Here is a 22,077-nt window from a genome sequence, read left to right on the forward strand (position 1 = left end):
TCCGTATGCTCCTTTCAAATCAAGACTCTTTCTCTAGGGTAACGGCACGGTCGGAAAAAGACTAGCTTTTCCTATGAAAATCATTCGAAAAGTGATCAGTATGGTCATTCCGATTGATATTGCTTAGAATAGAGACGAATAGAAGACATAAAGAGAGTGTGGTTTTATCATGAAAAAAGCAATTGGGATTCTTTGTTATCCATCCGTCGGCGGGAGTGGGGTCGTCGCGACGGAGCTCGGTATGAAACTTGCGGACCGTGGACATGACGTCCACTTCATTACGTCGAGCATGCCGTTTCGCCTGACGGAATATCGACCAAACATCACGGTCCACTTGGTTGAAGTCAACCAGTATTCCGTTTTTAAATATCCACCATACGACATTACGTTAGCATCAAAAGTCGCAGAAATCATTGATTTATTCGATCTTGATGTCATCCATGCCCATTACGCCGTTCCGCACGCGGTCTGTGCAGATCTCGGACGAAACATGGCTAAGAAAAAAGGCGTCGCCGTCGTGACGACGTTACACGGAACGGACATCACCGTCATCGGGCAAGATTTAGAGATGCAACCGGCTATTCGATACGGCATCGAACGATCAGACGCGGTCACGGCCGTATCCGAGAGTCTAGCACTTGAGACGAATGCGACGCTCAATGCACACTACGACATCGATGTCATTGCGAACTCGATTGACGAGAGTGTCTATTATCCGATGCGGGATGAACGCTTGAAGCGGCATTACGGCATCGAAGCGGACGAAGTCGTCGTCATTCATATCTCGAACTTCCGACCGGTCAAACGAATCGATGATACGCTTGCGGCGTTCGCCATTGCAGCGAAAGACCGGAAGATGCGTCTGTTGCTCGTCGGGGATGGTCCAGAGATGGGACAAACGAGACGTCGCGCAAAGGAACTCGGCATTTACGACAAAGTGATCTTTGCCGGTAAACAGGAACACGTCGCGCAATTGCTCGCCATTAGTGATATTCATGTCCTGTTGTCAGAAAAAGAAGCGTTCGGGCTCGTCGTCCTTGAGGCGATGGCAATTGGGGTCCCGAGTGTCGTCTCGACAGCAGGTGGCTTACCGGAAGTCATACAGGACGGCGTCACCGGATATATCGTTCCGACTTACGACGTTAAGGTCGCTGCGGCGCGCATCGGTGAACTTGCGGATGATCCGTTGTTACGAGAACGGATGGCAGAAGAGGGTATTCGCGATACTCGTCGTCGTTTTGATTCGAATGAGATCGTCCGTCGTTATGAACAAGTCTATGAACGGGTGTGTGCGCGTCATGAACTTGCTTGAAGGGGCGCATCATATCATTCAGACGATCGAACAAGCGGGTGGTGAGGCTTATATCGTTGGTGGTGCCGTTCGCGACATGTTACTCGACCGGACACCAGGAGACTATGATTTAGCGAGTTCGATGTTACCGGAACAGATCATCGACTTATTCCCTGTCGTCATTCCGACTGGGCTCGAGCATGGAACCGTGACGGTCGTTCTCAACCACATACCGTACGAAATCACGACGTTCCGCTCGGAAGCAACGTATAGCGATCGTAGGCGACCGGATGCGGTGACGCTTGGCGTTAGTTTGGAAGAGGATTTGACCCGGCGTGATTTTACGATCAACGCGATGGCACTCAGACCATCCGGACGTGTGGATTTGTTCGGCGGAGCGCGCGACATCGAAGAGCGAATTATCCGGACGGTCGGCGAACCAGCTGAACGTTTTAATGAAGATGCGCTTCGGATGATGCGGGCGTTCCGCTTCATGAGCCAACTGGATTTCTCGCTTGACGAGGCAACTGAACGAGCAATCGTTAAACTCGCTCCGCATCTAGAGGCCGTTGCGATTGAGCGGATCGCAATCGAGTTCGAGAAACTCTTACTTGGTCCTGGAAAACAGCAGGCGTTACAGGCGATGCTCCGGACAGGAATCGAACGCTACCTCCCCGGTATGACTTCAGAAATCGTCAAAGGACTAGCGCAGCAGTCGTTTCAGGGTGTCTCAAAAGATGCCGTCTGGACACTCGTACTCGATGCCGGTCTTGCGAAAGATCAATTGACGCGCTGGAAACGATCGAAACATCAAGTGCAGCTCGCTGTGCGTTTAACACCTCTGTTACACCGACCGTTACAAGACTGGGATCGTTATCAGTTGTCGGACGAGGAACTGATGATCCTTCAGGAAATGACCGGAACGGATTATCCAGAGCGATCAGACTTACCGATTCGCAGTCGTAAAGAGCTCTCTGTCGACGGAAAAGACATGATTGGCCTCGGTCTTCAAAAACAACAGATCAAGGAAGCACTTTTGCATTTGGAATACAGTGTCGTCACGCGTGCTTGCCCAAACGACCGCGTGACATTACTGAAGGAGGTAGAGCGATGGCGCACTCAGTCCGAGAACAAATCTTGATCGCACTTCGTCAGCGGACGTGGTACTCCGGACAGGAATTAGCAGAGACATTAAATATTTCACGTACCGCCATTTGGAAACATATGCAAACCTTAAAGGAAGAAGGATACCAGATCATCTCGAATAAAAAACTAGGCTATCAATTAGTCGATGAAGGCGATTTGCTGACGCCGATTGCCATTGAACAATGGTTAACGACAGCGCGTCTTGGTCGCCACATCCTTCATTTCGAAGAACTGGACACGACGCAGCGGATTGCACATGAGCAAGCGCAACAGCAAGCGCAGGAAGGAACACTCGTCGTATGCGATCACCAGACGAATGGACGCGGACAGCTAGGGAGAACGTGGCATGAAGCGAAAAATGAAGGCATCGCAATGAGTCTACTCGTCCGACCGGATGTACCGATGCACCAAGCAGGTCAATTAACGCTCGTAGCAGGTATTGCACTTGCCCAGTCTCTCCAAACATTCAATGTTCCGGTTACGATTAAATGGCCGAACGATATCTTGATCAACGGTCGTAAGGTGGCAGGCATTTTGACGGAAATGCAGACCGAGGCGGACCGAATCAGTTCAGTCATCATTGGCATCGGGATCAATGTGCATCACGAGCAGTTTCCGGAAGGGATCAAAGATCGTGCTACCTCGCTCGTCCGAGAATCAGGAAGAACTTTCCGACGTGCGGAGGTCGTCGCGACTTTTTTGAATCGATTTGAACGACTATACACACAGTGGCTCGAGCTAGGGTTCGGATCTTTCGTCTCCGAGTGGGAAACACTCGCAGATCGCTTACATGAACGAGTGACGTTACGGACACGTCAGATGACCGCTTCCGGAACATTGCTTGGTATTGACGAGACGGGCACGATTCGGATTGAGACGGAAACGGGGGAGACCCGTTTCCATTCGGCAGAGCTGATTTACTGGGAAAAAGAATGAGGGTTTGAATCAGACGGTTTGCAGAGAGCTTTTCCCGTCATGTATAATAAAGCCACGGATGGTATCCGCTTGCCGGAACCATACCGAATTGACAGGTGCCAGTTTTAGCTGTTTCAACTGCCTTGATCTTAACGGACAGGGACAGAAGGACGATATTCAATTATTCCGCCTTCTTTTCCGCATGCATTTATTTTGGAGAAGAAGGCGTTTTCCTTTTGTCCTCCCTACACACGTAAGGAGAGAACACGATGCACACAATGAGTCCATTACTCAAAAAACAACAAGCTGGAGAGAAGCTCGTCATGTTGACGGCATATGATTATCCTTCAGCAAAACTATCAGAGGCAGCAGGAGTTGATATGTTGCTCGTCGGCGATTCCCTCGGGAACGTCATCCTCGGCTATGACTCAACGATTGCTGTCACGGTCGACGACATGGTTCATCATGCGCGCGCGGTACGCCGCGGCGCACCACAGACGTTCATGATCGTCGATATGCCGTTCGCAAGCTATCACGGTTCATTTGATCGCACGCTTGAATCAGCAGCGCGTATCTTCCAAGAATCGCAGGCAGATGCCTTGAAACTGGAAGGGGCAGGGGAGATTTTAAAAACGATTCGTCGTTTGACGGACGCTGGGATGCCTTGTGTCGCGCATCTCGGATTAACACCACAATCCGTCGGTGTCCTTGAAGGATTTAAAGTCCAGGGGAAATCACTAGAAGCAGCCGAACAACTGATTGCAGACAGTTTGGAAGCAGAGCGTGCCGGAGCGAAGATGCTCGTCCTCGAATGTGTACCGCATCCGCTCGCGAAACGCATTCAAGAGCTCCTCTCGATTCCGGTCATCGGCATCGGTGCTGGCGCAGACGTCGCCGGTCAAGTACTTGTTTATCATGACGTCTTGACGTATGGTGTCGGTCGTTTACCGAAGTTCGTTAAAGCGTACACGGACTGGAATACTTCAGGAACGGAAGCAATCGCTGCTTACGTCAAAGACGTCAAAGCCGGTGCTTTCCCTGAACTAGCACACTCGTTCCAGATGGACGAAGAACTGATTGGTGCGCTTTATGGAGGGACCAAAGAATGAAAATCATCCAGGACGTCCAGACGTTACGCGAACGTTTAGCGGGAGCCGGTTCAATCGGTTTTGTACCGACGATGGGATTCTTGCATGAAGGGCATGCCTCCTTGCTCAAACAAGCACGACAAGAGAACGATGTCGTCGTCTTGAGTATTTTCGTCAACCCGACACAATTCGGACCAAACGAAGATTTGGATCGTTATCCACGAGACGCGGAACGCGATCAGAAGATCGCGGAGGCAGAAGGGGTCGATTATCTGTTCTATCCGACGAACGAGACGATGTATCCGCTGGATATGGCCCGTGTTACGGTCCGCTCCGGTGATGATGTCTTATGCGGCGCATCACGACCAGGACATTTTGATGGTGTGTTGACGGTCGTCAGCAAACTATTGAACGTCGTCCGTCCAACCCGTGCATATTTCGGTTTAAAGGATGCACAACAGCTCGCATTGATTGAAGCGTATGTCGCTGATTATTTTGTTCCGGTTGAGATCGTCCGTTGTCCGATCATTCGCGAAGCGGATGGTCTAGCGAAATCGTCACGCAATGTCTATCTATCGGAAACAGAGCGGACGCAAGCACCGGGCATCCAGCAGGCGTTGCAACAAGCGAAACAAGCACTCGATCAAGGGGTGCCTGTTGAAACGGTTCTCGATCGGACGCGCGAAGCACTTCAATTCGAAGGGACGACGATCGATTACGTCGAAGCCGTCGACTATCCCTCACTAAGACCCGTTACGGAACAAACGACGACGATTCTCTTAGCTGTCGCCGTGCAGTTTGCATCGGCACGCTTGATCGATAATTTACTATATACGAGAGGAGCATGACGATGTTACGCACATTCATGCACGCTAAACTACACAAGGCCCGGGTCACCGAGGCAAACTTACACTATGTTGGTTCGATTACGATCGATGAAGATTTACTCGATGCTGTCGGGATTCTTGAAAATGAAAAAGTCCAAGTGACGAACAATCAGAACGGTGCACGGATTGAAACGTATGCGATTAAAGGTGCTCGTGGTTCAGGTGTCATCTGTTTGAACGGTGCGGCAGCTCGCCATTTCCAAGTCGGAGATGAGGTCATCATCATGGCGTACGCGCAACTATCCACGGAAGAAATCGCGACACATGTTCCAAAAGTGGCTGTTCTAAATGAACAGAACGACATCAAACAAATGTTGTCTCAAGAAATCGCCCACACGATCTTATGAAATTTTAGAGACCCGATCATGTCAGCGGGTCTCTTTTTTTGTTAAGATGAAGAATGAAATGCCATCCGGTCATGGAGAGGATGGATAAAAGGTGGAGGATCAGTGTTGAAGAAAAAGTACGTCGTAGTCGACCTGGAAACGACAGGTCATTCCATAAAGGCTGGCGATGAAATGATTGAGATCGGCATGGCGGTCATTGAAGATGGACAGTTGACAGAACAATTGTCTGCCTTCGTGCGTCCGACCCAACCGATTCCTCCGTTCATTTCCCAGTTGACGGGCATCACGGATGAGGATGTCAAAGAGGCCGAGACATTCGATGTCATTGCACCACGTGTCTTATCATTGCTCGATGGTGGTGTCTTCGTCGCACATAATGTGCAGTTCGATTTAAACTTCTTAAACGATGCGTTAGAAGAGGAAGGATACTTGCCGTACACAGGTCCTGTCATCGATACGGTCGAACTCGCACGAATCTTACTTCCGACAGCAGAAAGCCACGCGCTGTCGCATCTGTCAGAGTCATTACAACTTGCCCATCAAGAGGCGCACCGGGCAGGGAGTGACGCTTCGGCGACGGCTGAATTGTTGCTTGAACTACTCAAACGACTACATACGTTGCCGCTTGAGACATTGAAGCACTTAAGACGTTTATCACCACGCCTGTTCAGTGCCATCGAAGAGGAAATCGACCATGCGATTCGTTTAGTCGGCATCGAGGAGGATTCACAGTTTGATCGTTTCCGTAAAATCGCTTTGAAAAAGCGCCAGACGATGGAGCGGTTGGCACATCCACCCGTTCTTGAACCGTTCGGACCATTCGTTGATGAATTGAATGCCGTGACGTTCCCTCGTCTATTCGAAGGATATGAAGAGCGACGTGGGCAGCTCGAGATGATGCGTCATGTCTATCAATCGCTCGATCAAGAAACGCCGTTACTTGTCGAAGCGGGAACGGGAACCGGGAAATCGCTCGGTTACTTAGTCCCGGCAGCGCACTACGCGCTCGAACATGAAGTGCCAATTGTCGTCAGTACACACACGATTCAATTACAGGAGCAACTGTTCGCGCGTGATTTACCGCTACTGCGTCAATTGTTCGATACGCCGGTCCAGATTGCATTGCTTAAAGGACGAAGTAACTATATCGATTTACGGAAATTCGAGTTTTTCTTGAATGATCAAGAGGATGTCTATAACTTCACGCTCGCAAAAGCGATTCTTCTCGTCTGGTTGACGGAGACGGAAACAGGAGATTTAGAGGAAGTCAGCTTACCGGGTGGTGCAGCGCAAGGCAATATCGGAATCAAGCAATTGATTCAATCCGATAGTCAATCGCAGCTTGGACGGTTTGATCCCTGGTACAGTCGGGACTTCTTCCAGCATGCAATTCGCCAAGCGAAAGATGCGACGATTATCGTCACGAACCATGCGTTGTTGTTTAGTGATCTGCAGTTCGAAGCAGGGGTCTTACCGAAAGGAAGCCCGTTGATTCTCGACGAGGCACACCAAATCGAAGAAGTCGCGAGCCATCATTTTGGTCTCGTTTTTGATGGTCATACGTTTGATCGTCTGTTCCGCCAACTCGGGTATTCATCTGACAAAAAATTATTGCACCGTTTGCTTGATCTGTCGGAAGAATGGGATATCGCCGAGATGGTTGAAGCCCATAGTGAGACGGTCGATGAAGCACTGACGACGTTGCTCGAAGAAGCAGACGGCCTACTGATGATCGTTCAAGCATATGGGCTCGAACTGGCTTCCCGTAAAGCACGACGGGAAGGAATGGTCAGCATTCGCTTTAAGCGACTCGATCGTTCGATGCGTGCCGTCCAAGAGAGTGCCAAGCGGGTTGAGTTGGTGTTGCGGCGTTTGCGTCAAGCAATTCGTGCGATTCATAAACTGTTCCATGAACATCGGGAGCAAATGAGTTATCGGGAGCGTTCGCTCGTCGCGGATTTAAAAGCGATCACGGCACAAATCGAAGAAGCAGAGCTCGCGATCTTCGAGACGATGCTTGCTCCGCACGATGACACGGTATCTTGGATCGAGACGTCCGTTAAGAACCGGAAGCTAACACGCGTCTACACACAACCAATCGACATTTCAGAGCGACTGCGTCGCGAGGTCTTTTCGAAACGGACGTGTATCCTGACGTCGGCGACGTTGACTGTCTCGAACAAGTTCCAGTTCATTGAGAACCGTTTAGGGCTCGATGCGTTCGAGACACGTCGTTTCGTCGTTCCGTCACCGTTCGGATATGCCGAAAACGTTCGACTGATGATTCCGACGGACCTTCCGCTTCTACAGGATGTGCCACTGCCGGAATTCGCGGAGACGATTGCGGAAGCCATCTTACAAATCGCAGAGGTGACGGAGGGACGGATGCTTGTCTTATTTACCTCGAACGACTTGCTACGACTGACGCATGAGGCGACGAAGCCGTTGCTGCCAGACCGGTTTACATTACTCTCGCAAGGGGTCACGCAAGGTTCACGGCAACGACTGATGAAACAGTTCAAGCAACTCGATGCCTGTATCTTGTTCGGGACGGCTAGTTTTTGGGAAGGGGTCGATATCCCGGGAGATGATCTCAGTTGTCTCGTCATCGTCCGCCTACCATTCGCGCCACCGGATCAACCAATCGTCCAAGCACGCTCGGAACGGATTGAAAAACTCGGAAAATCATCATTTTTCGAATACAGCCTACCGCAAGCAATCATTCGCTTTAAACAAGGGTTTGGTCGCTTGATCCGGACGACGAACGATCGTGGCGTCGTCTTCGTGCTCGATCGCCGGATCGAGACGACGCGTTATGGAAAACGATTTGTCACGAGTCTGCCGAAAGTGCCTGTTTTATCAAAACCACTCGACGAACTGACGGCAGAACTAGAATTGTTCTTGAATGATGGCGATTGAGTCTATTCAGATAAACCCTATCGCATTATAATAGATAGAGAAAAATGAGGGAGGACATACAGATGGATTCAAAAATTGAAACACTTGCGACCGTCAAAGTGAATCGCCATGACGATACGTATAAAATCGTCGACTTATTGAACCGGACGCTGAAAACGGAAGATTTAATGTTCGGTCTTGCTCTCGATGAAAAAGATAAGGAGCAGATGGTCTTCACCATCTACCGCACATGAAGTGGAAAGTCACGCTTGGTCTGCTGAGCGCACTCATCATCTTGGCTGTTCTTGGAACAGCCGTTTATCAGGTGACGATCGCTGAGGCAAAAGACCGGGAACAGAGCGTCGCCGAGCAAGCAGAGGCACGTCTGAAAAAAGAACTCAAGCCAACGGACGTCCGGTTCGAATCTATCTTTAACGGGAAACGCCAATATGTCGTTTTTACGATGAAGCAGAGTGGACAGGCGGTACGGGCGTTCGTTCCGAAAAAAGGAGCGATTGAGACACGACCGGTTGCCGATGGTTTTGCCATCAAGACCGTTATCGCGGATCATCCGGAACTCGGAGATATCGTGTCTGCTAAGTACGGTTTTGAGGACCGGGCTGTCATCGAAATCGTTTCAAAGACGAAGACAGGCTATGATTATTCGTATTATACGTACCAAGAAGGTTCTTTCATCAAACGATTACGAATCAAGTAAAGGGAGTGGGCGACATGTTATCGAAACGCGTACGACAATTGACACCATCTACGACTCTAGCCATCACTGCGAAAGCTAAGGCACTACGTGAAGAAGGTCAAGACATCATCGGTTTAGGTGCGGGAGAGCCCGACTTCAATACACCGGAATTCATCATTCAAGCAGCATTCGAGGCAGCAGAAGCGGGCGATACGAAGTATACGCCGTCTGGCGGAACGGTTGCCTTGAAGGATGCAATCATTGAAAAGACACGCCGTGACTTATGGATGCCATACGAACGCTCAGAAGTCATGGTCGCTTCAGGAGCAAAGCATGCACTCTCGACATTGTTCCAAGCGATTCTCGACCCAGGAGATGAAGTCATCGTCCCAGCACCATACTGGGTCAGTTATCCAGAGCAAATTAAACTCAGTGACGGCGTACCGGTCATTCTCGAGACGGACGAATCGTCTCGCTTCAAAGTGACACGGGAATTGCTCGAGCAACATATTACCCCAAAAACGAAAGCACTCGTCTTGAACTCACCATCGAATCCGACAGGAATGGTCTATTCGAAAGAAGAGCTCGAGATGGTAGCAGATGTTGCAATCAAGCACGATCTACTCGTCATCAGTGACGAGATTTATGAAAAGTTGCTCTATAACGGTGCGACACATATCTCGATCGCGTCCTTACCAGAAATGCGCGAACGGACGGTCATCATCAATGGTGTCTCGAAGTCCCATGCGATGACAGGCTGGCGGATCGGGTATGCAATCGGACCGAAGGAGATCATCGCTGCGATGACGAACTTAGCGAGCCATTCAACGTCGAATCCGACATCGATTGCGCAAGCAGCATCGGTTGCTGCGTATGCTGAAGGTGATGCACCGGTCGAAGCGATGCGTGTCATCTTTGAAGAACGACTTGAAAAAATCTATGCACGACTCATCGAGATTGAAGGATTAACGTGTCTGAAGCCGGAAGGGGCATTCTACTTGTTCCCACATGCAAAGCAAGCTGCTGAGATGTGTGGATTCGATAATGTCGATGACTGGTGTACAGCTGTTTTATCTGAAGCGAAGGTTGCCTTGATTCCAGGTTCAGGATTTGGTGCACCGGACTATGTCCGCCTATCTTATGCGACGGACCCGGCACGTGTCTTAGAGGCACTCAACCGGATTGAAGGATTCATCACGGCCCATACAGCCGTTTAATAGAGAGAGGATGTTGACTGTTGAAAACAATGATTCGGGATATAAATAAATATGTAGGAGAAGAAGTGACGATTGGGTGTTGGTTAGCAAACAAACGCTCGAGTGGTAAAATCGCCTTCCTCCAACTTCGGGATGGCTCGGGATTCATGCAGGGTGTCGTCGTTAAAGAAACGGTCGGCGAAGACTTATTTAAACAAGCAAAAGGCTTAACACAGGAATCATCACTTTGGGTGACAGGTGTCATCAAATCAGATGGCGGTCGGACAGCGATCGGTCATGAAATGGAAATTTCAAAAATCGAAGTCATCCATGAAGCGATCGATTATCCGATTACACCCAAAGCACACGGAACGGATTTCTTGATGGATAACCGTCACCTCTGGTTACGTTCAAAGCGTCAGCATGCGGTCATGGTCGTTCGGAATGAATTGATTCGTGCGACGTACGAATTCTTCAACCAAGAAGGATTCATCAAAGTGGATCCGCCAATCTTAACAGGTAGTGCGCCAGAAGGAACGACAGAATTGTTCCACACGAAATATTTCGATGAAGATGCTTATCTTTCACAATCTGGCCAGCTTTATATGGAAGCGGCAGCGATGGCACTTGGAAAGGTCTTCTCGTTCGGTCCGACGTTCCGTGCTGAAAAATCAAAAACACGTCGTCACTTGATCGAATTCTGGATGATGGAGCCGGAGATGGCGTTCCACGATCACGAGATGAACCTCGAAGTCCAAGAAAACTACGTCTCGCACCTCGTGCAATCGGCACTCAAAAATTGCCGTGCTGAACTCGAATTGCTTGGACGTGACTTGACGGTCCTTGAAAACATTAACGCACCGTTCCCACGCGTCAAGTATACAGAAGCAATCGACATGCTCAAGGAGCAAGGATTCGACGATATCGAATTCGGCGATGACTTTGGTGCACCACACGAGACAGCGATCGCCAACAGCTTTGCGCGCCCTGTCTTCATCACGCACTGGCCAAAAGCGATCAAACCGTTCTACATGAAAGAAGATCCGGAAAACCCAGATTTCGTTTTATGTGATGATTTGATTGCCCCTGAAGGATACGGGGAAATCGTCGGTGGTTCACAACGTGAAGAAGATCATGACAAACTTCTCGCGGAGATGAAGAAACATGGTCTTGATGAGACGGGTGCCTATAAATGGTATCTTGAAACACGTCAATACGGTTCTGTTCCACACAGTGGCTTCGGTCTTGGTTTAGAGCGGACAGTTGCTTGGATTACAGGCGTCGAGCACGTTCGGGAAACGATTCCGTTCCCACGTCTGCTGAACCGTCTCTATCCTTAAGCAGAGTAAGGAAAAACATCGACCCATCGTCTCGACGGGTCGATTTCTTGTTTAGACTAGAGAATCGAGGAAATACGATGAATCATAATTTAGTGCAATTATTCGAGGAAGGGACGGTCGTCTTACCGAAACGATTGTTCACCGAAGCAAAACGATTAGGTATCAGTTTTGTCGAGTTCACGTTAATTGGTCAACTGTTTGCCTGTCGGGCAGAAGGCATGGAGATGCCGTCTCCGGAAGAGTTAAGTAATCGACTTGGATTATCAGAGACGGAAACGATCGAGACGACTCTCGGTCTATTGCAAAAAGGATTACTAGCGATGGAGAATGTTAACGGATCAGAACGTTATTCGCTTGTGCCACTTTACGAAAAACTGATGGCACCACCGGAACAGGAAGCACCAAACTTTGATACAATCAACCCGTCTGTCTTCCAACAGTTCGAACGGGAACTGGGCATGATGTCCCCATTTCAGATGGAGCAAATCATTCAGTGGTTGACGATCGAAAATATTTCGGAAGAGCTCGTGCTCGCTGCACTTCGAGAAGCGGTCTATCATAACGTTCGCAAGATGACTTATATCAATCAAATTTTACGAACATGGGAACGCGAAGGCATCAAGACACTTGAGGATCTTGCCGGGCGAGGAGGCTGAGTAGATGTTACGGAAAGCAGAAATCGATCGGATTGAAGCGACGTTAGAAGAGATGTTTCCGGATGCATTTTGCGAGTTGATTCACCGCAATCCGTTTGAACTGGTCGTTGCGGTCGCACTGAGTGCGCAAGCGACCGACGTACTCGTCAATCAGGTGACACCTGGATTATTTGCTGCTTATCCGGATCCTGCTTCACTTGCTGCGGCACCGGTCGAGGAAATCGAGGACAAGATCAAACGACTTGGATTATACCGGAATAAAGCCAAAAACATCAAGGCACTGGCAGCACAACTCCTTGCGCAACACGACGGTGAAGTCCCGACGGAACGAGCCGAACTTGAAGCATTACCTGGTGTCGGGCGTAAAACGGCAAATGTCGTCTTGTCTGTCGCCTTCGATGTCCCGGCATTTGCGGTTGATACACATGTCGAGCGCGTCTCGAAACGTCTCGGAATCTGTCGGTGGAAGGATAATGTCACACAGGTTGAAGCGACACTCATGCGCCGTTTCAAACGAGAACGTTGGTCAAAACTCCATCATCAATTCATCTTCTTTGGACGTTATCACTGTAAGGCACAACGTCCGAACTGTGAAGCTTGCCCGTTACTCGACATGTGTCGAGAAGGTAAAAAGCGGACAAAAGGATTAGCGACACCATAAAAAAGTGGATCCCTATCGGATCCACTTTTTTTGAGTCATCAACCATTCCAAGGGGTATCGGACCATTCACGACGCTTTTTCGTGATCGGTACTTTTTTGAAACCCCAGTTTCGGAAATCTTGGTCCGGGCTATCGCGGCGAATGTAAATTTTATCTTTGATGGCTTTAAAAATCCGGTTTTCGTCCCCATAATGGACAAACCGTGGTTTTACCTCGATGACACCACGACGGACGCGGGACAAAGGTAAGCAGACCAAATCCGCAATCTCAAGACCAGATTGGTAGAGGTCGCTGTCTTTTTCAGCAAAGATGAAGCCCTTGATTTTTTGACGGCTTTTTTCAACGTCGAGATGGACCGTTCCTGAATTGAAGATATCGAAGAATGCCTTTTGAATCAGCAAGTTCTGATAATCATCACGACTTTCAAGCACAACACGTGCACTCGTCGCTTCTGTCTCATCAAGGAAGGAATAGAACGATTTCATTAGATGAGCGAAGGCAACGACATACGGATCCTTCGGTGTCGAGAAGAAGTCTTGCAGCTTCTGTTTATCGACTTCGACACTGACGATCGTACAATCGATATCGACTAAAAATTCCGGTAAGGCAATCCAGAAGTGACGCAACATATCGATCGTGATCCCGTCTTCTTTTCCATATGGATGTTCGGCTTTTAAAATTTCTTTGAGATGAAGCGGAATATGTGGATCCTCAAAGACTTTTGCCTTGAAGTCCATCAAACGTTGACGAAGCGGACTCGGTTCGCCCGTCTCATCCGAATCGATGGCATATTTATATTCCATCAAGACACCTGTTAGATTGAATTGTGTATTCCCCTTAGGTGTTCCCGTCTCGTCAACGAACATGATGTATTTCTTCGGGGCAGGGGTTGAGTTCTTAGGAAATCCTTTGACATCAACGCCTTTGACGTTCGATTGTACCCGTTTGTTCAAATGAATCTCCTCCAATTGCACGATAATTACACAGTCTTAAGAAAGAAATGCTCTTGATGCCACTTTACACGCTAGGCAACTGAAAAGCTATAGCCTGGCAAGTGAAACCGGTGAAACATTCCCTTATAGATTAGGTGTTCGACTCAAGGAAGATAATTCCTGTTTTTAATTATTATTCTTCGCCATTCATCAATCGATCGATATAGCGGACGGATTTAATCGTTTCATTGAAACGTTTCAGACTCGTCTTCGGCTGAAAGGCTTGGACAGAAATCTGCTTCAGTTGATCCACAGCACTTTCGACCATGCTCGGACGTAAGTAAGGACTATCTTGGGCATTCGTTTGCCACTGCGCAATCAGTTGATCTGCTCGTTCGACGAACGGTACGACGTCTCGATTGAAGTCATATTCGGTTCCGGCACGTCCTTCTTGATATATACGTTCAATCTCTTGTAATAACGGTTCAATTGTCATTGGTTTTTAACTACTCCTCTCGGCCGATACGGTACAATCACATATCATGGTACAATAAACGCGATAGGAGGGGAATCGTTTTGAATTACCCGAATGGGAAAAAATTTCAAAAGCCACTCGAGTCGCACGGAACCCGAATCAAGAAGGCACGATCAACCGATTCAACCTTTTCAAATCGTGGGATGACGCTCGAAAAATTATTGAATGAAAGTAATACGTTTTATCTGACTCATAATCGGGCAATCATTCACAAGAAACCCACTCCGTTACAAATCGTTCAAGTGGATTATCCAAAGCGGTCTGCAGCTGTCGTCAAAGAAGCTTATTTTAGGCAACCATCGACGACCGATTATAATGGTGTCTACCGCGGGAAATATATTGATTTCGAAGCGAAGGAGACGACAAATAAAACGTCCTTCCCGATAAAAAATTTTCACCCCCATCAAATCGCACACATGCGTCAATGTGTCGAACATGGAGGAATTTGTTTTGTCATCATTCGATTCAGTCTGTATAATGTGCAATATGTGCTTTCAGTCGAGCACGTGTTCCCCTGGTGGGATCAACTCGAAAGCGGACGGAAATCCATTCCGCTGACGATCATCGAACAAGACGGTATCAAAGTCGAGACTGGCGCGTACCCTGCTATCGATTATTTAAAGGCAGTGGACGAACTATATTTCAATTCAGACACTTTTTGATTGAAGGAGAAGGATAGCATATGGAAAGAAGTCGTGTCGCACGTCGTGAAGAGACGAAGTCATCTGAGAAAAAGATGAAACGGACGAAACGTCCCCAAAAGAAAAAATCAGGTGGAGGATCCGGTGGGAAAGGTCCACTCTGGAAAAAGTTATTGTTGATTGCTACCGGATTATTCATCTTGATGATGTTGATCGGAGGCGGATTTGCGGCTTATGCGATTGCTACGGCACCTGAGCTTGATGAAGCAGAGCTTCGTGATGCTTTACCGTTAAAAATTTATGCAAGTAATAAAGAGGAAATCACAAAAGGCGGAACGAGCCGAGAATATGTGTCGATCGATGAAGTACCAGAAGTCGTCAAGGACGCATTCATCTCGATCGAGGACCGTCGCTTTTATCAGCATAACGGGATTGATTTCCGCCGTCTCGGAGGTGCCATCATCGCGAACGTCACCGATGGATTTGGTTCTGAAGGCGCTTCGACGATCACACAACAGGTCGTCAAACAATCATTCCTCAGCTTTGATAAAACAATCACACGGAAAGTCCAAGAGCAATGGCTTGCGATCCGCTTAGAGCAGGATTATACGAAAGATCAGATTTTAGAGATGTACTTGAATAAAAACTACTATGGTCAAAACTCATTTGGCATCCAGACCGCTTCAAAAGCCTATTTCAATAAATCAGTTGATAAGTTGAATTATGCGGAAGCTGCAATGCTCGCGGGATTACCGCAACGTCCGACAGCTTATGATCCAATCAAAGGAGATCCGAAGCTAACGAAATGGCGTCAGACACAAGTCCTCAATGCGATGCAAACGACAGGCGTCATTACAAAAGCGCAACGAGATAAAGCGGTCAAACAACCAATTTCGAAATTAATCAATCCGGCGCCGAAGTCAACGAAAGATGAATCATATGATAGTGTCATCTTCGACATGGTATCAAAAGAGTTAGAAGATGATTTTGGTCTAGAAGGAAAAGATATCTATGGTCAAGGGTTAAAGATCTATACGTCGATTGATAAGCCGATGCATGACTATATGAACGAAGCGATCAAAAAAGATCAAATCGTTCAATTACCGGAATATGCTGAAACGGCTGCTACGGCAATTAATACGCAAACCGGAGAAATTCTTGCAGTCGTCGATGGTAAAAATCCAGGTAAAGGAACAGCGCGACGAAACTATGCAAATGAACCCCATCAACCGGGATCATCCGCAAAACCATTCTTCGCATACGGTCCGGCCATCGAAAATGACAAATGGTCGACTGCGAAACAATTGACGGATAAGCCGACAGAAGTCAACGGAAAAGAGATTGGAAACTATTATGATGGATATCGTGGTACGAATACGATTCGTCATTGGTTGAAAATCTCGGCTAACACACCTGCCATTCAAACGTTCCAAGAAATTGGTGGGGATGCAGTCGAAGCATTCGCTGAAAAGTCTGGCTTGAAAATGAAAGACGATGAGTCGATTTCACCAGCTTATGCAATTGGTGGGATGAAGCATGGTTTTAATACGACTCAGATGGCAGGAGCTTATGCAACACTGGGTAATGGGGGCGATTACATCAAACCACACGTCATTAAATCGATTGAGTACAGTGACGGATCTAAAATCAAGTCACCAATCAAATCGAAAAAGGCGATGGAAGACTACACAGCTTATATGTTGACGGATATGCTTCGTGATGTCTTGAAACCAGGTGGTACGTTCCCAAGTGCTGGGTTGTCGTTTGATGCAGCCGGTAAGACAGGGACAACCAATGCTTATAAAGATGTCTGGTTTGCAGGATATACATCTGATGTCTCGATCAGTGTCTGGACAGGAACAACGAAATCAGGAAACAACAATGGATCCGGACTCAGTGGTCCATATAACAGTACGATGGCACAGCAAATCTGGAAAGATTTCATTACAAAAACACGCGATCGAACGCCAGCGCCATTTGAACAACCAAGTTCTGTCCTCAGTATCGGAAACGAATTATACGTGAAAGGGACGAAGGAACCTGTCGTTGAAAAAAAGACGGTACCCGCTCCGACTGGATTACAAGCATCTTACGATGAAGACGAAAAGAGCGGTGAACTGACTTGGAACTACAATGACGCTGCGCTTCGTGCCAATGGGTATGATAATGTATCGTTTGAAGTGAAGATGACAGATGCTGATGGTAAATCATCGACAGTCGGAACGAGTACGACGAATCGAATCAGTATCAGTGGGTTAAAGCCAGGTCGCTCGATATTCCAAGTCGTAGCGAAAGCGTCAGGAGAAAAATCGGGACCAGTCTCGACGACGGTAACGGTCACCGATCCTGAAGAAGAAAAACCGTCAACGGACGAGCCAACGACGGATGAACCAACGACGGATGAACCAACGACGGATGAACCGTCAACGGACGAGCCAACGACGGATGAACCGTCAACGGACGAGCCAACGACGGACGAACCGTCAACGGACGAGCCAACGACGGACGAGCCAACGACGGATGAACCGTCAACGGACGAACCGTCAACGGACGAGCCAACGACAGACGAACCAACGACGGATGAACCGTCAACAGATACACCGAATTCAAATGATGGTGCGAATGCACAAAACAATTCGAACGGTTCAACGGAACGAAACAACTCGAATGATAATGGAAATAATGGTCGTGGAAACGACGCTACGAATTCTACAACACCATAAGCACGACTTGTAAAGAAAGACAAGACCAAAGACGAGTAGATCGTTCTTTGGTCTTGCTTCTTTTTTTGTATAATGAAAAGTGGAAGGAAGTGAAGGCATGCAAGCGAAACAAACGCTCGTTGCATTTCTTGAAGAATTGAAACAGGACCGTTCATTCATGGAGCGGATTACGTATATGAAAACGATGGAAGCGACAGCCGGACGCTATGTCGATTTTCCAGAACAGTTACCGGAACGCTTGCGCCAAGCTCTCCGGACACGTGGCATCACTCAGTTATACCGTCACCAAGGATTGGCGTATGAACGCGTACAAGCAGGCGAGTCGACGGTCATCGTCACACCAACCGCCTCGGGAAAGACTTATTGTTTTAATTTACCGGTCTTATCACACTTGCTCGAACATCCAAACGCACGAGCGTTGTATCTGTACCCGACAAAAGCGCTGGCACAAGATCAAAATAGTGAGTTACTCGAACTGATCGATCAATTAGAGGCTCCAATCCGTTGTTTCACATATGACGGAGATACGTCACCGACGATTCGAACAAAAGTACGAAAAGCCGGGAACATCGTCATTACGAATCCAGATATGCTACATTCCGGAATCTTACCACATCATACAAAATGGATCGAACTATTTGAGAACTTAAAATATATCGTTATCGATGAGCTTCATACGTATCGCGGTGTCTTTGGCAGTCATGTCGCGAATGTCATTCGTCGCTTACGACGGATTTGTCGGTATTATGGCAGTAATCCCGTCTTCATCATGACAAGTGCAACGATTGCAAATCCAAAGGAACTAGCCGAACGATTAACGGAGAAAACAGTCGGACTAATTGATGAGAATGGTGCGCCGACAGGACGTAAACATTTTCTCGTCTATCAACCACCGATCGTCAACGCACAACTCGGTATTCGACGCTCGGCGACACTTGAGACAAAACAATTAGCGATGCGCTTCATCAAGAACAAATTTCAGACAATCGTCTTTGCACGGTCTCGCGTCCGCGTCGAAGTCTTACTGACGTATCTGAGAAGTATCTATCCGCACGAGCTTGGTCCTCGATCCATCGAAGGGTATCGGGGTGGTTATTTACCAAGTGAACGTCGCGATATCGAACGACGGTTACGCCAAGGAGAAATCACAGGTATCGTCTCGACAAATGCTCTTGAACTCGGTGTCGACATCGGTCAACTGCAAGTGTGTATCATGAACGGCTATCCAGGTACGATTGCTTCACTTTGGCAACAAGCAGGACGAGCGGGGCGTCGGCAAGATGATGCACTAATCATTCTTGTCGCCTCATCTGGTATGCTCGATCAATATGTTGCGGAACGACCAGAGTTATTCTTGAATCAATCCCCGGAAGCAGCGCGACTTGATCCAGATAATTTGATCATTGCCGTCGATCACGTCAAATGTGCGGCGTTTGAACTGCCTTTTACGAAAGGCGAATCATTTGGAACGCTTGATACGGAAGACATCCTCGAGTACTTAGTCGAAGAGCGTGTCCTGCATGAGCGAGGCGATCGTTTTTATTGGATGAATGACGCGTTTCCAGCACACGGGATATCGCTACGGTCGAGTGATCAAGAGAATGTCATCATTGTCGATCAGACCGAGGTACCGAATCGAGTCATCGGCGAGATGGATACCTTTAGTGCAATGACGTTGTTACATGACGAAGCCATTTATTTGCATGGGGCCGATCAATACCAAGTCGAGTACTTGGATTTTGAGGAGAAAAAAGCATTCGTCCGTGCAGTAGACGTTGATTATTATACAGATGCTAATTTTTCAGTCGACCTTTCCGTTCTCGAAGAAGATGAACAGTATGCAGTGGGAGAATACAGTGTTGCGCGTGGAGATGTCAGTGTTCGGGGGATGGCGACGATGTTCAAGAAGATCAAGTTCGGAACACATGAGAACATCGGGTCTGGTCCGATTCACTTACCAGAACGAGAGATTCATACGACAGGTGTCTGGTTCACCTTACCCGATCATGCACGCTCCTCGACGGAGCTTGAACAAGTGTTGGAAGGTGTCGCGAATAGTTTACGACGTGTTGCTCCGCTTTATTTGATGTGTGACGCTAGTGATGTCTTCGTCGTGCCGCAAGTCAAGGCGACACACACGCAGCAACCGACCGTCTATCTATATGATCGTTATCCTGGAGGCGTTGGTCTCGCAGAATCAATCTACAAACAACGTGGTGTCATGCTACGCGCAGCGCGTGATTCGATTGTCACATGTCCTTGCCAGGACGGTTGTCCTGCTTGTATCGGCATGGTAGGCGTAGCAGACGAGAAAGAACGAACGATTCAGTTGTTAGCAGAAATGGAGAAGGAATTATCATGAAAAATCGTCTTAGACGAATGCTGAAATCTACATCAGACGTCTCATCGGAGAATATAGAGCCTTCTGTCCTCGAAGTGGAAACGCTAAAGCCAACAAGCGGATGGACTGAAGAGCAACAAGCCTGGATTGATCGTGGGGCGGATATCTTAACATTCGAACAAGAGTGGATTGTAAGGATCGACAAACGCTATGCTTTGACGGACCGGCATGGAGACCGGAGTTTTGCTGAAGTGTATGAGTCTTTACAGCTTCCTCATCCACCACTTGCGCTGGATGTCCCACTTGAGCAGGTCATCTTCTTTGATACGGAGACGACAGGATTGCGGGGAACCGGAACGACGATTTTTTTACTCGGGTTTGCGCGCTTTGAGCAGGGAGGATTGTTGATGCGACAATATTTCTTGCCGCATCCGCACTTTGAGGCTGCCTTTTACCATCACTTCCTGCATGATATCGGGGATGATGTCCGATTCGTGACCTATAATGGAAAAAGCTTTGATTGGCCGCAAATCAAGACACGACACGTTTTCGTTCGAGAACGTGTTCCACGATTACCGAAAGTCGGTCATCTTGATTTACTCCATGTTGCGCGGCGCATTTTTAAAGGAATGTATGACTCGTATCGATTGACAGCGATGGAAGAGCGGATTGGGTTCGAGCGGGAAGGTGACCTACCTGGTTTTTTGGCACCAATGCATTATTTCCAATATGTCGAACATCAGCAACCGGAAATCATGATGGGCGTCTTACAACATCATCTAGATGACTGTCTAACGCTCGTTGGACTGTATGATGCGTGTAACCGTCTTGTCACGCATCGGGCGGAAGCACCTTCTCCTATTCAAGAGAACATCGCGATTTGGTTAGCGGATCTTGGAATCCATGAAGAATCCCATGCTCATTTTCAGCAGGTTAAAGAATTATCATCAGAAGGATGGCTACGCCAAGGGTATTTGCATAAAAAAATGAAGAACCATGAACAAGCTAGAGACTGCTTTTTAAAAAGCGATAGTTACTTGGGGTATCTCGAACTTGCGAAGTGGGCAGAGCACATTGCAAAAAATCCTGTGCTTGCTTATGATTATACGGAACGAGCACGACAACACGTCGAACGGCATCATTGGTTAATCACTAAAAAAGAACGAATATTAGCTGAACTGGATCATCGAGAACGTCGGTTAAAAAGGAAGTGTAACTCGTGAAAGTAGTCGCCATCACAGGATACAAACCAAATGAACTAGGCATCTTTGATCAAAAACACCCGGGTATCCGGGTCTTAAAGGCAGCATACCGAGAGCGGATGATTCGCTTGATTGAAGACCGTGGAACAGAGTGGTTCATTACGAATGCCTCGCCTGGATGCGAAATCTGGGCATGCGAGGTCGTTCTTGAATTAAAAGAAGAGTATCCAGATATTCATCTTGGTATCCTCTTGCCGTTTTTAGAACAGGAAGCGCGCTGGAAAGAACCAGTCCAAGCACAGTATCTTTCGATTCTTGAACAAGCTGACTTTGTCGAAGCAATCAGTCAGAAACCGTATACGGATCCATCGCAGTTGCGCAATAAAACTGAATTCATGATCCAAAAAAGCCAAGGATTGTTGTCGGTTTTTGATGAAGAGCATGGAGGATCAGCGAAATTTTTAGTAGAGCGTGCTAGAATGGAAATGGAACAATCCGATTATCAGTTATTTTTGATTACACAAGATGATTTATCTTGGCTCGAACAAGAATTACAATACAATGATCAGTGGGAGTGAAGA

The 22,077-nt window shown here is 47.8% G+C and carries 21 protein-coding genes; 18 read left to right on the plus strand and 3 right to left on the minus strand.

Features of this window, described 5'->3' with window-relative positions:
• The first annotated feature begins 169 nt into the window (after positions 1-169).
• The 3 genes from bshA to B3M90_RS12410 are packed head-to-tail and all read left to right on the plus strand — an operon-like array spanning position 170 to position 3,373.
• Positions 170-1,312, plus strand: a complete 1,143-nt coding sequence (gene bshA / locus B3M90_RS12400; RefSeq protein WP_214854417.1) for an N-acetyl-alpha-D-glucosaminyl L-malate synthase BshA — start codon at positions 170-172, stop codon at positions 1,310-1,312.
• Positions 1,299-2,432, plus strand: coding sequence for a CCA tRNA nucleotidyltransferase (locus B3M90_RS12405; RefSeq protein WP_251137855.1), 1,134 nt, complete (start codon positions 1,299-1,301; stop codon positions 2,430-2,432). The genes bshA and B3M90_RS12405 overlap by 14 nt, the downstream gene beginning before the upstream one ends.
• Entirely contained in the window at positions 2,402-3,373 is a 972-nt protein-coding gene (locus tag B3M90_RS12410; protein ID WP_214854414.1) for a biotin--[acetyl-CoA-carboxylase] ligase, read from the plus strand. The genes B3M90_RS12405 and B3M90_RS12410 overlap by 31 nt, the downstream gene beginning before the upstream one ends.
• 37 nt (positions 3,374-3,410) lie before the next feature.
• On the opposite strand, the gene B3M90_RS12415 is transcribed toward B3M90_RS12410, so the two are convergent.
• On the minus strand, positions 3,411-3,533 hold the full coding sequence (locus B3M90_RS12415; protein WP_256429275.1) for a hypothetical protein: 123 nt from the start codon (positions 3,531-3,533) through the stop codon (positions 3,411-3,413).
• Positions 3,534-3,621: 88 nt separating this feature from the next.
• Between B3M90_RS12415 and panB the strand changes: the two genes are divergently transcribed.
• The 10 genes from panB to nth all read left to right on the plus strand — a co-directional run bounded on the left by panB (position 3,622) and on the right by nth (position 13,122).
• Complete coding sequence (gene panB, locus B3M90_RS12420) at positions 3,622-4,461, plus strand: 3-methyl-2-oxobutanoate hydroxymethyltransferase (RefSeq protein ID WP_290784297.1); 840 nt, start codon at positions 3,622-3,624, stop codon at positions 4,459-4,461.
• Positions 4,458-5,288: a pantoate--beta-alanine ligase gene (gene panC / locus B3M90_RS12425; RefSeq protein ID WP_214854408.1), complete on the plus strand. Its 831-nt coding sequence runs from the start codon at positions 4,458-4,460 to the stop codon at positions 5,286-5,288. Before panB ends, panC begins: the two co-directional genes overlap by 4 nt.
• Positions 5,289-5,290: 2 nt before the next feature.
• On the plus strand, positions 5,291-5,674 hold the full coding sequence (gene panD, locus B3M90_RS12430; protein ID WP_029341994.1) for an aspartate 1-decarboxylase: 384 nt from the start codon (positions 5,291-5,293) through the stop codon (positions 5,672-5,674).
• 102 nt (positions 5,675-5,776) lie between these two features.
• Entirely contained in the window at positions 5,777-8,593 is a 2,817-nt protein-coding gene (gene dinG, locus B3M90_RS12435) for an ATP-dependent DNA helicase DinG (protein WP_290784299.1), read from the plus strand.
• A gap of 62 nt (positions 8,594-8,655) precedes the next feature.
• Complete coding sequence (locus B3M90_RS12440) at positions 8,656-8,826, plus strand: YpmA family protein (protein WP_012370646.1); 171 nt, start codon at positions 8,656-8,658, stop codon at positions 8,824-8,826.
• Complete coding sequence (locus B3M90_RS12445; protein WP_290759105.1) at positions 8,823-9,290, plus strand: hypothetical protein; 468 nt, start codon at positions 8,823-8,825, stop codon at positions 9,288-9,290. The genes B3M90_RS12440 and B3M90_RS12445 overlap by 4 nt, the downstream gene beginning before the upstream one ends.
• Positions 9,291-9,304: 14 nt before the next feature.
• Entirely contained in the window at positions 9,305-10,486 is a 1,182-nt protein-coding gene (locus B3M90_RS12450; protein WP_290784301.1) for a pyridoxal phosphate-dependent aminotransferase, read from the plus strand.
• Positions 10,487-10,515: 29 nt separating this feature from the next.
• Complete coding sequence (asnS, locus tag B3M90_RS12455; protein WP_414655231.1) at positions 10,516-11,805, plus strand: asparagine--tRNA ligase; 1,290 nt, start codon at positions 10,516-10,518, stop codon at positions 11,803-11,805.
• Positions 11,806-11,882: 77 nt separating this feature from the next.
• Positions 11,883-12,461, plus strand: a complete 579-nt coding sequence (locus tag B3M90_RS12460; RefSeq protein WP_023468616.1) for a DnaD domain-containing protein — start codon at positions 11,883-11,885, stop codon at positions 12,459-12,461.
• A 4-nt stretch (positions 12,462-12,465) separates the two neighbouring features.
• Positions 12,466-13,122: an endonuclease III gene (nth, locus tag B3M90_RS12465; protein ID WP_214854393.1), complete on the plus strand. Its 657-nt coding sequence runs from the start codon at positions 12,466-12,468 to the stop codon at positions 13,120-13,122.
• Positions 13,123-13,160: 38 nt separating this feature from the next.
• Here nth and B3M90_RS12470 read toward each other — a convergent pair whose 3' ends face one another.
• Both B3M90_RS12470 and B3M90_RS12475 read right to left on the minus strand, forming a co-directional pair.
• A complete protein-coding gene (locus B3M90_RS12470) occupies positions 13,161-14,075 on the minus strand; it encodes a DUF3800 domain-containing protein (protein WP_023468614.1) in 915 nt (304 codons plus the stop codon).
• A gap of 172 nt (positions 14,076-14,247) precedes the next feature.
• On the minus strand, positions 14,248-14,550 hold the full coding sequence (locus tag B3M90_RS12475; protein WP_023468613.1) for a DUF1798 family protein: 303 nt from the start codon (positions 14,548-14,550) through the stop codon (positions 14,248-14,250).
• Between the two features lie 74 nt (positions 14,551-14,624).
• Here B3M90_RS12475 and recU point away from each other — a divergent pair, with 74 nt between their 5' ends.
• The 5 genes from recU (at position 14,625) to B3M90_RS12500 (ending at position 22,074) form a co-directional block, all read left to right on the plus strand.
• Positions 14,625-15,251, plus strand: a complete 627-nt coding sequence (gene recU / locus B3M90_RS12480) for a Holliday junction resolvase RecU (protein WP_290784360.1) — start codon at positions 14,625-14,627, stop codon at positions 15,249-15,251.
• 20 nt (positions 15,252-15,271) lie between these two features.
• Complete coding sequence (locus B3M90_RS12485; RefSeq protein WP_290784305.1) at positions 15,272-17,953, plus strand: PBP1A family penicillin-binding protein; 2,682 nt, start codon at positions 15,272-15,274, stop codon at positions 17,951-17,953.
• Between the two features lie 97 nt (positions 17,954-18,050).
• On the plus strand, positions 18,051-20,315 hold the full coding sequence (locus tag B3M90_RS12490) for a DEAD/DEAH box helicase (RefSeq protein ID WP_214854387.1): 2,265 nt from the start codon (positions 18,051-18,053) through the stop codon (positions 20,313-20,315).
• Positions 20,316-20,332: 17 nt separating this feature from the next.
• The gene (locus B3M90_RS12495; protein WP_290784309.1) at positions 20,333-21,517 is read left to right on the plus strand and encodes a ribonuclease H-like domain-containing protein; all 1,185 of its coding nucleotides are present in this window, start codon (positions 20,333-20,335) and stop codon (positions 21,515-21,517) included.
• Positions 21,514-22,074, plus strand: coding sequence for an SLOG family protein (locus B3M90_RS12500; protein ID WP_035407264.1), 561 nt, complete (start codon positions 21,514-21,516; stop codon positions 22,072-22,074). Before B3M90_RS12495 ends, B3M90_RS12500 begins: the two co-directional genes overlap by 4 nt.
• Positions 22,075-22,077: the final 3 nt, after the last annotated feature.

Source organism: Exiguobacterium sp. UBA6309 (assembly GCF_002439205.1).
Taxonomy (GTDB): domain Bacteria; phylum Bacillota; class Bacilli; order Exiguobacteriales; family Exiguobacteriaceae; genus Exiguobacterium_A.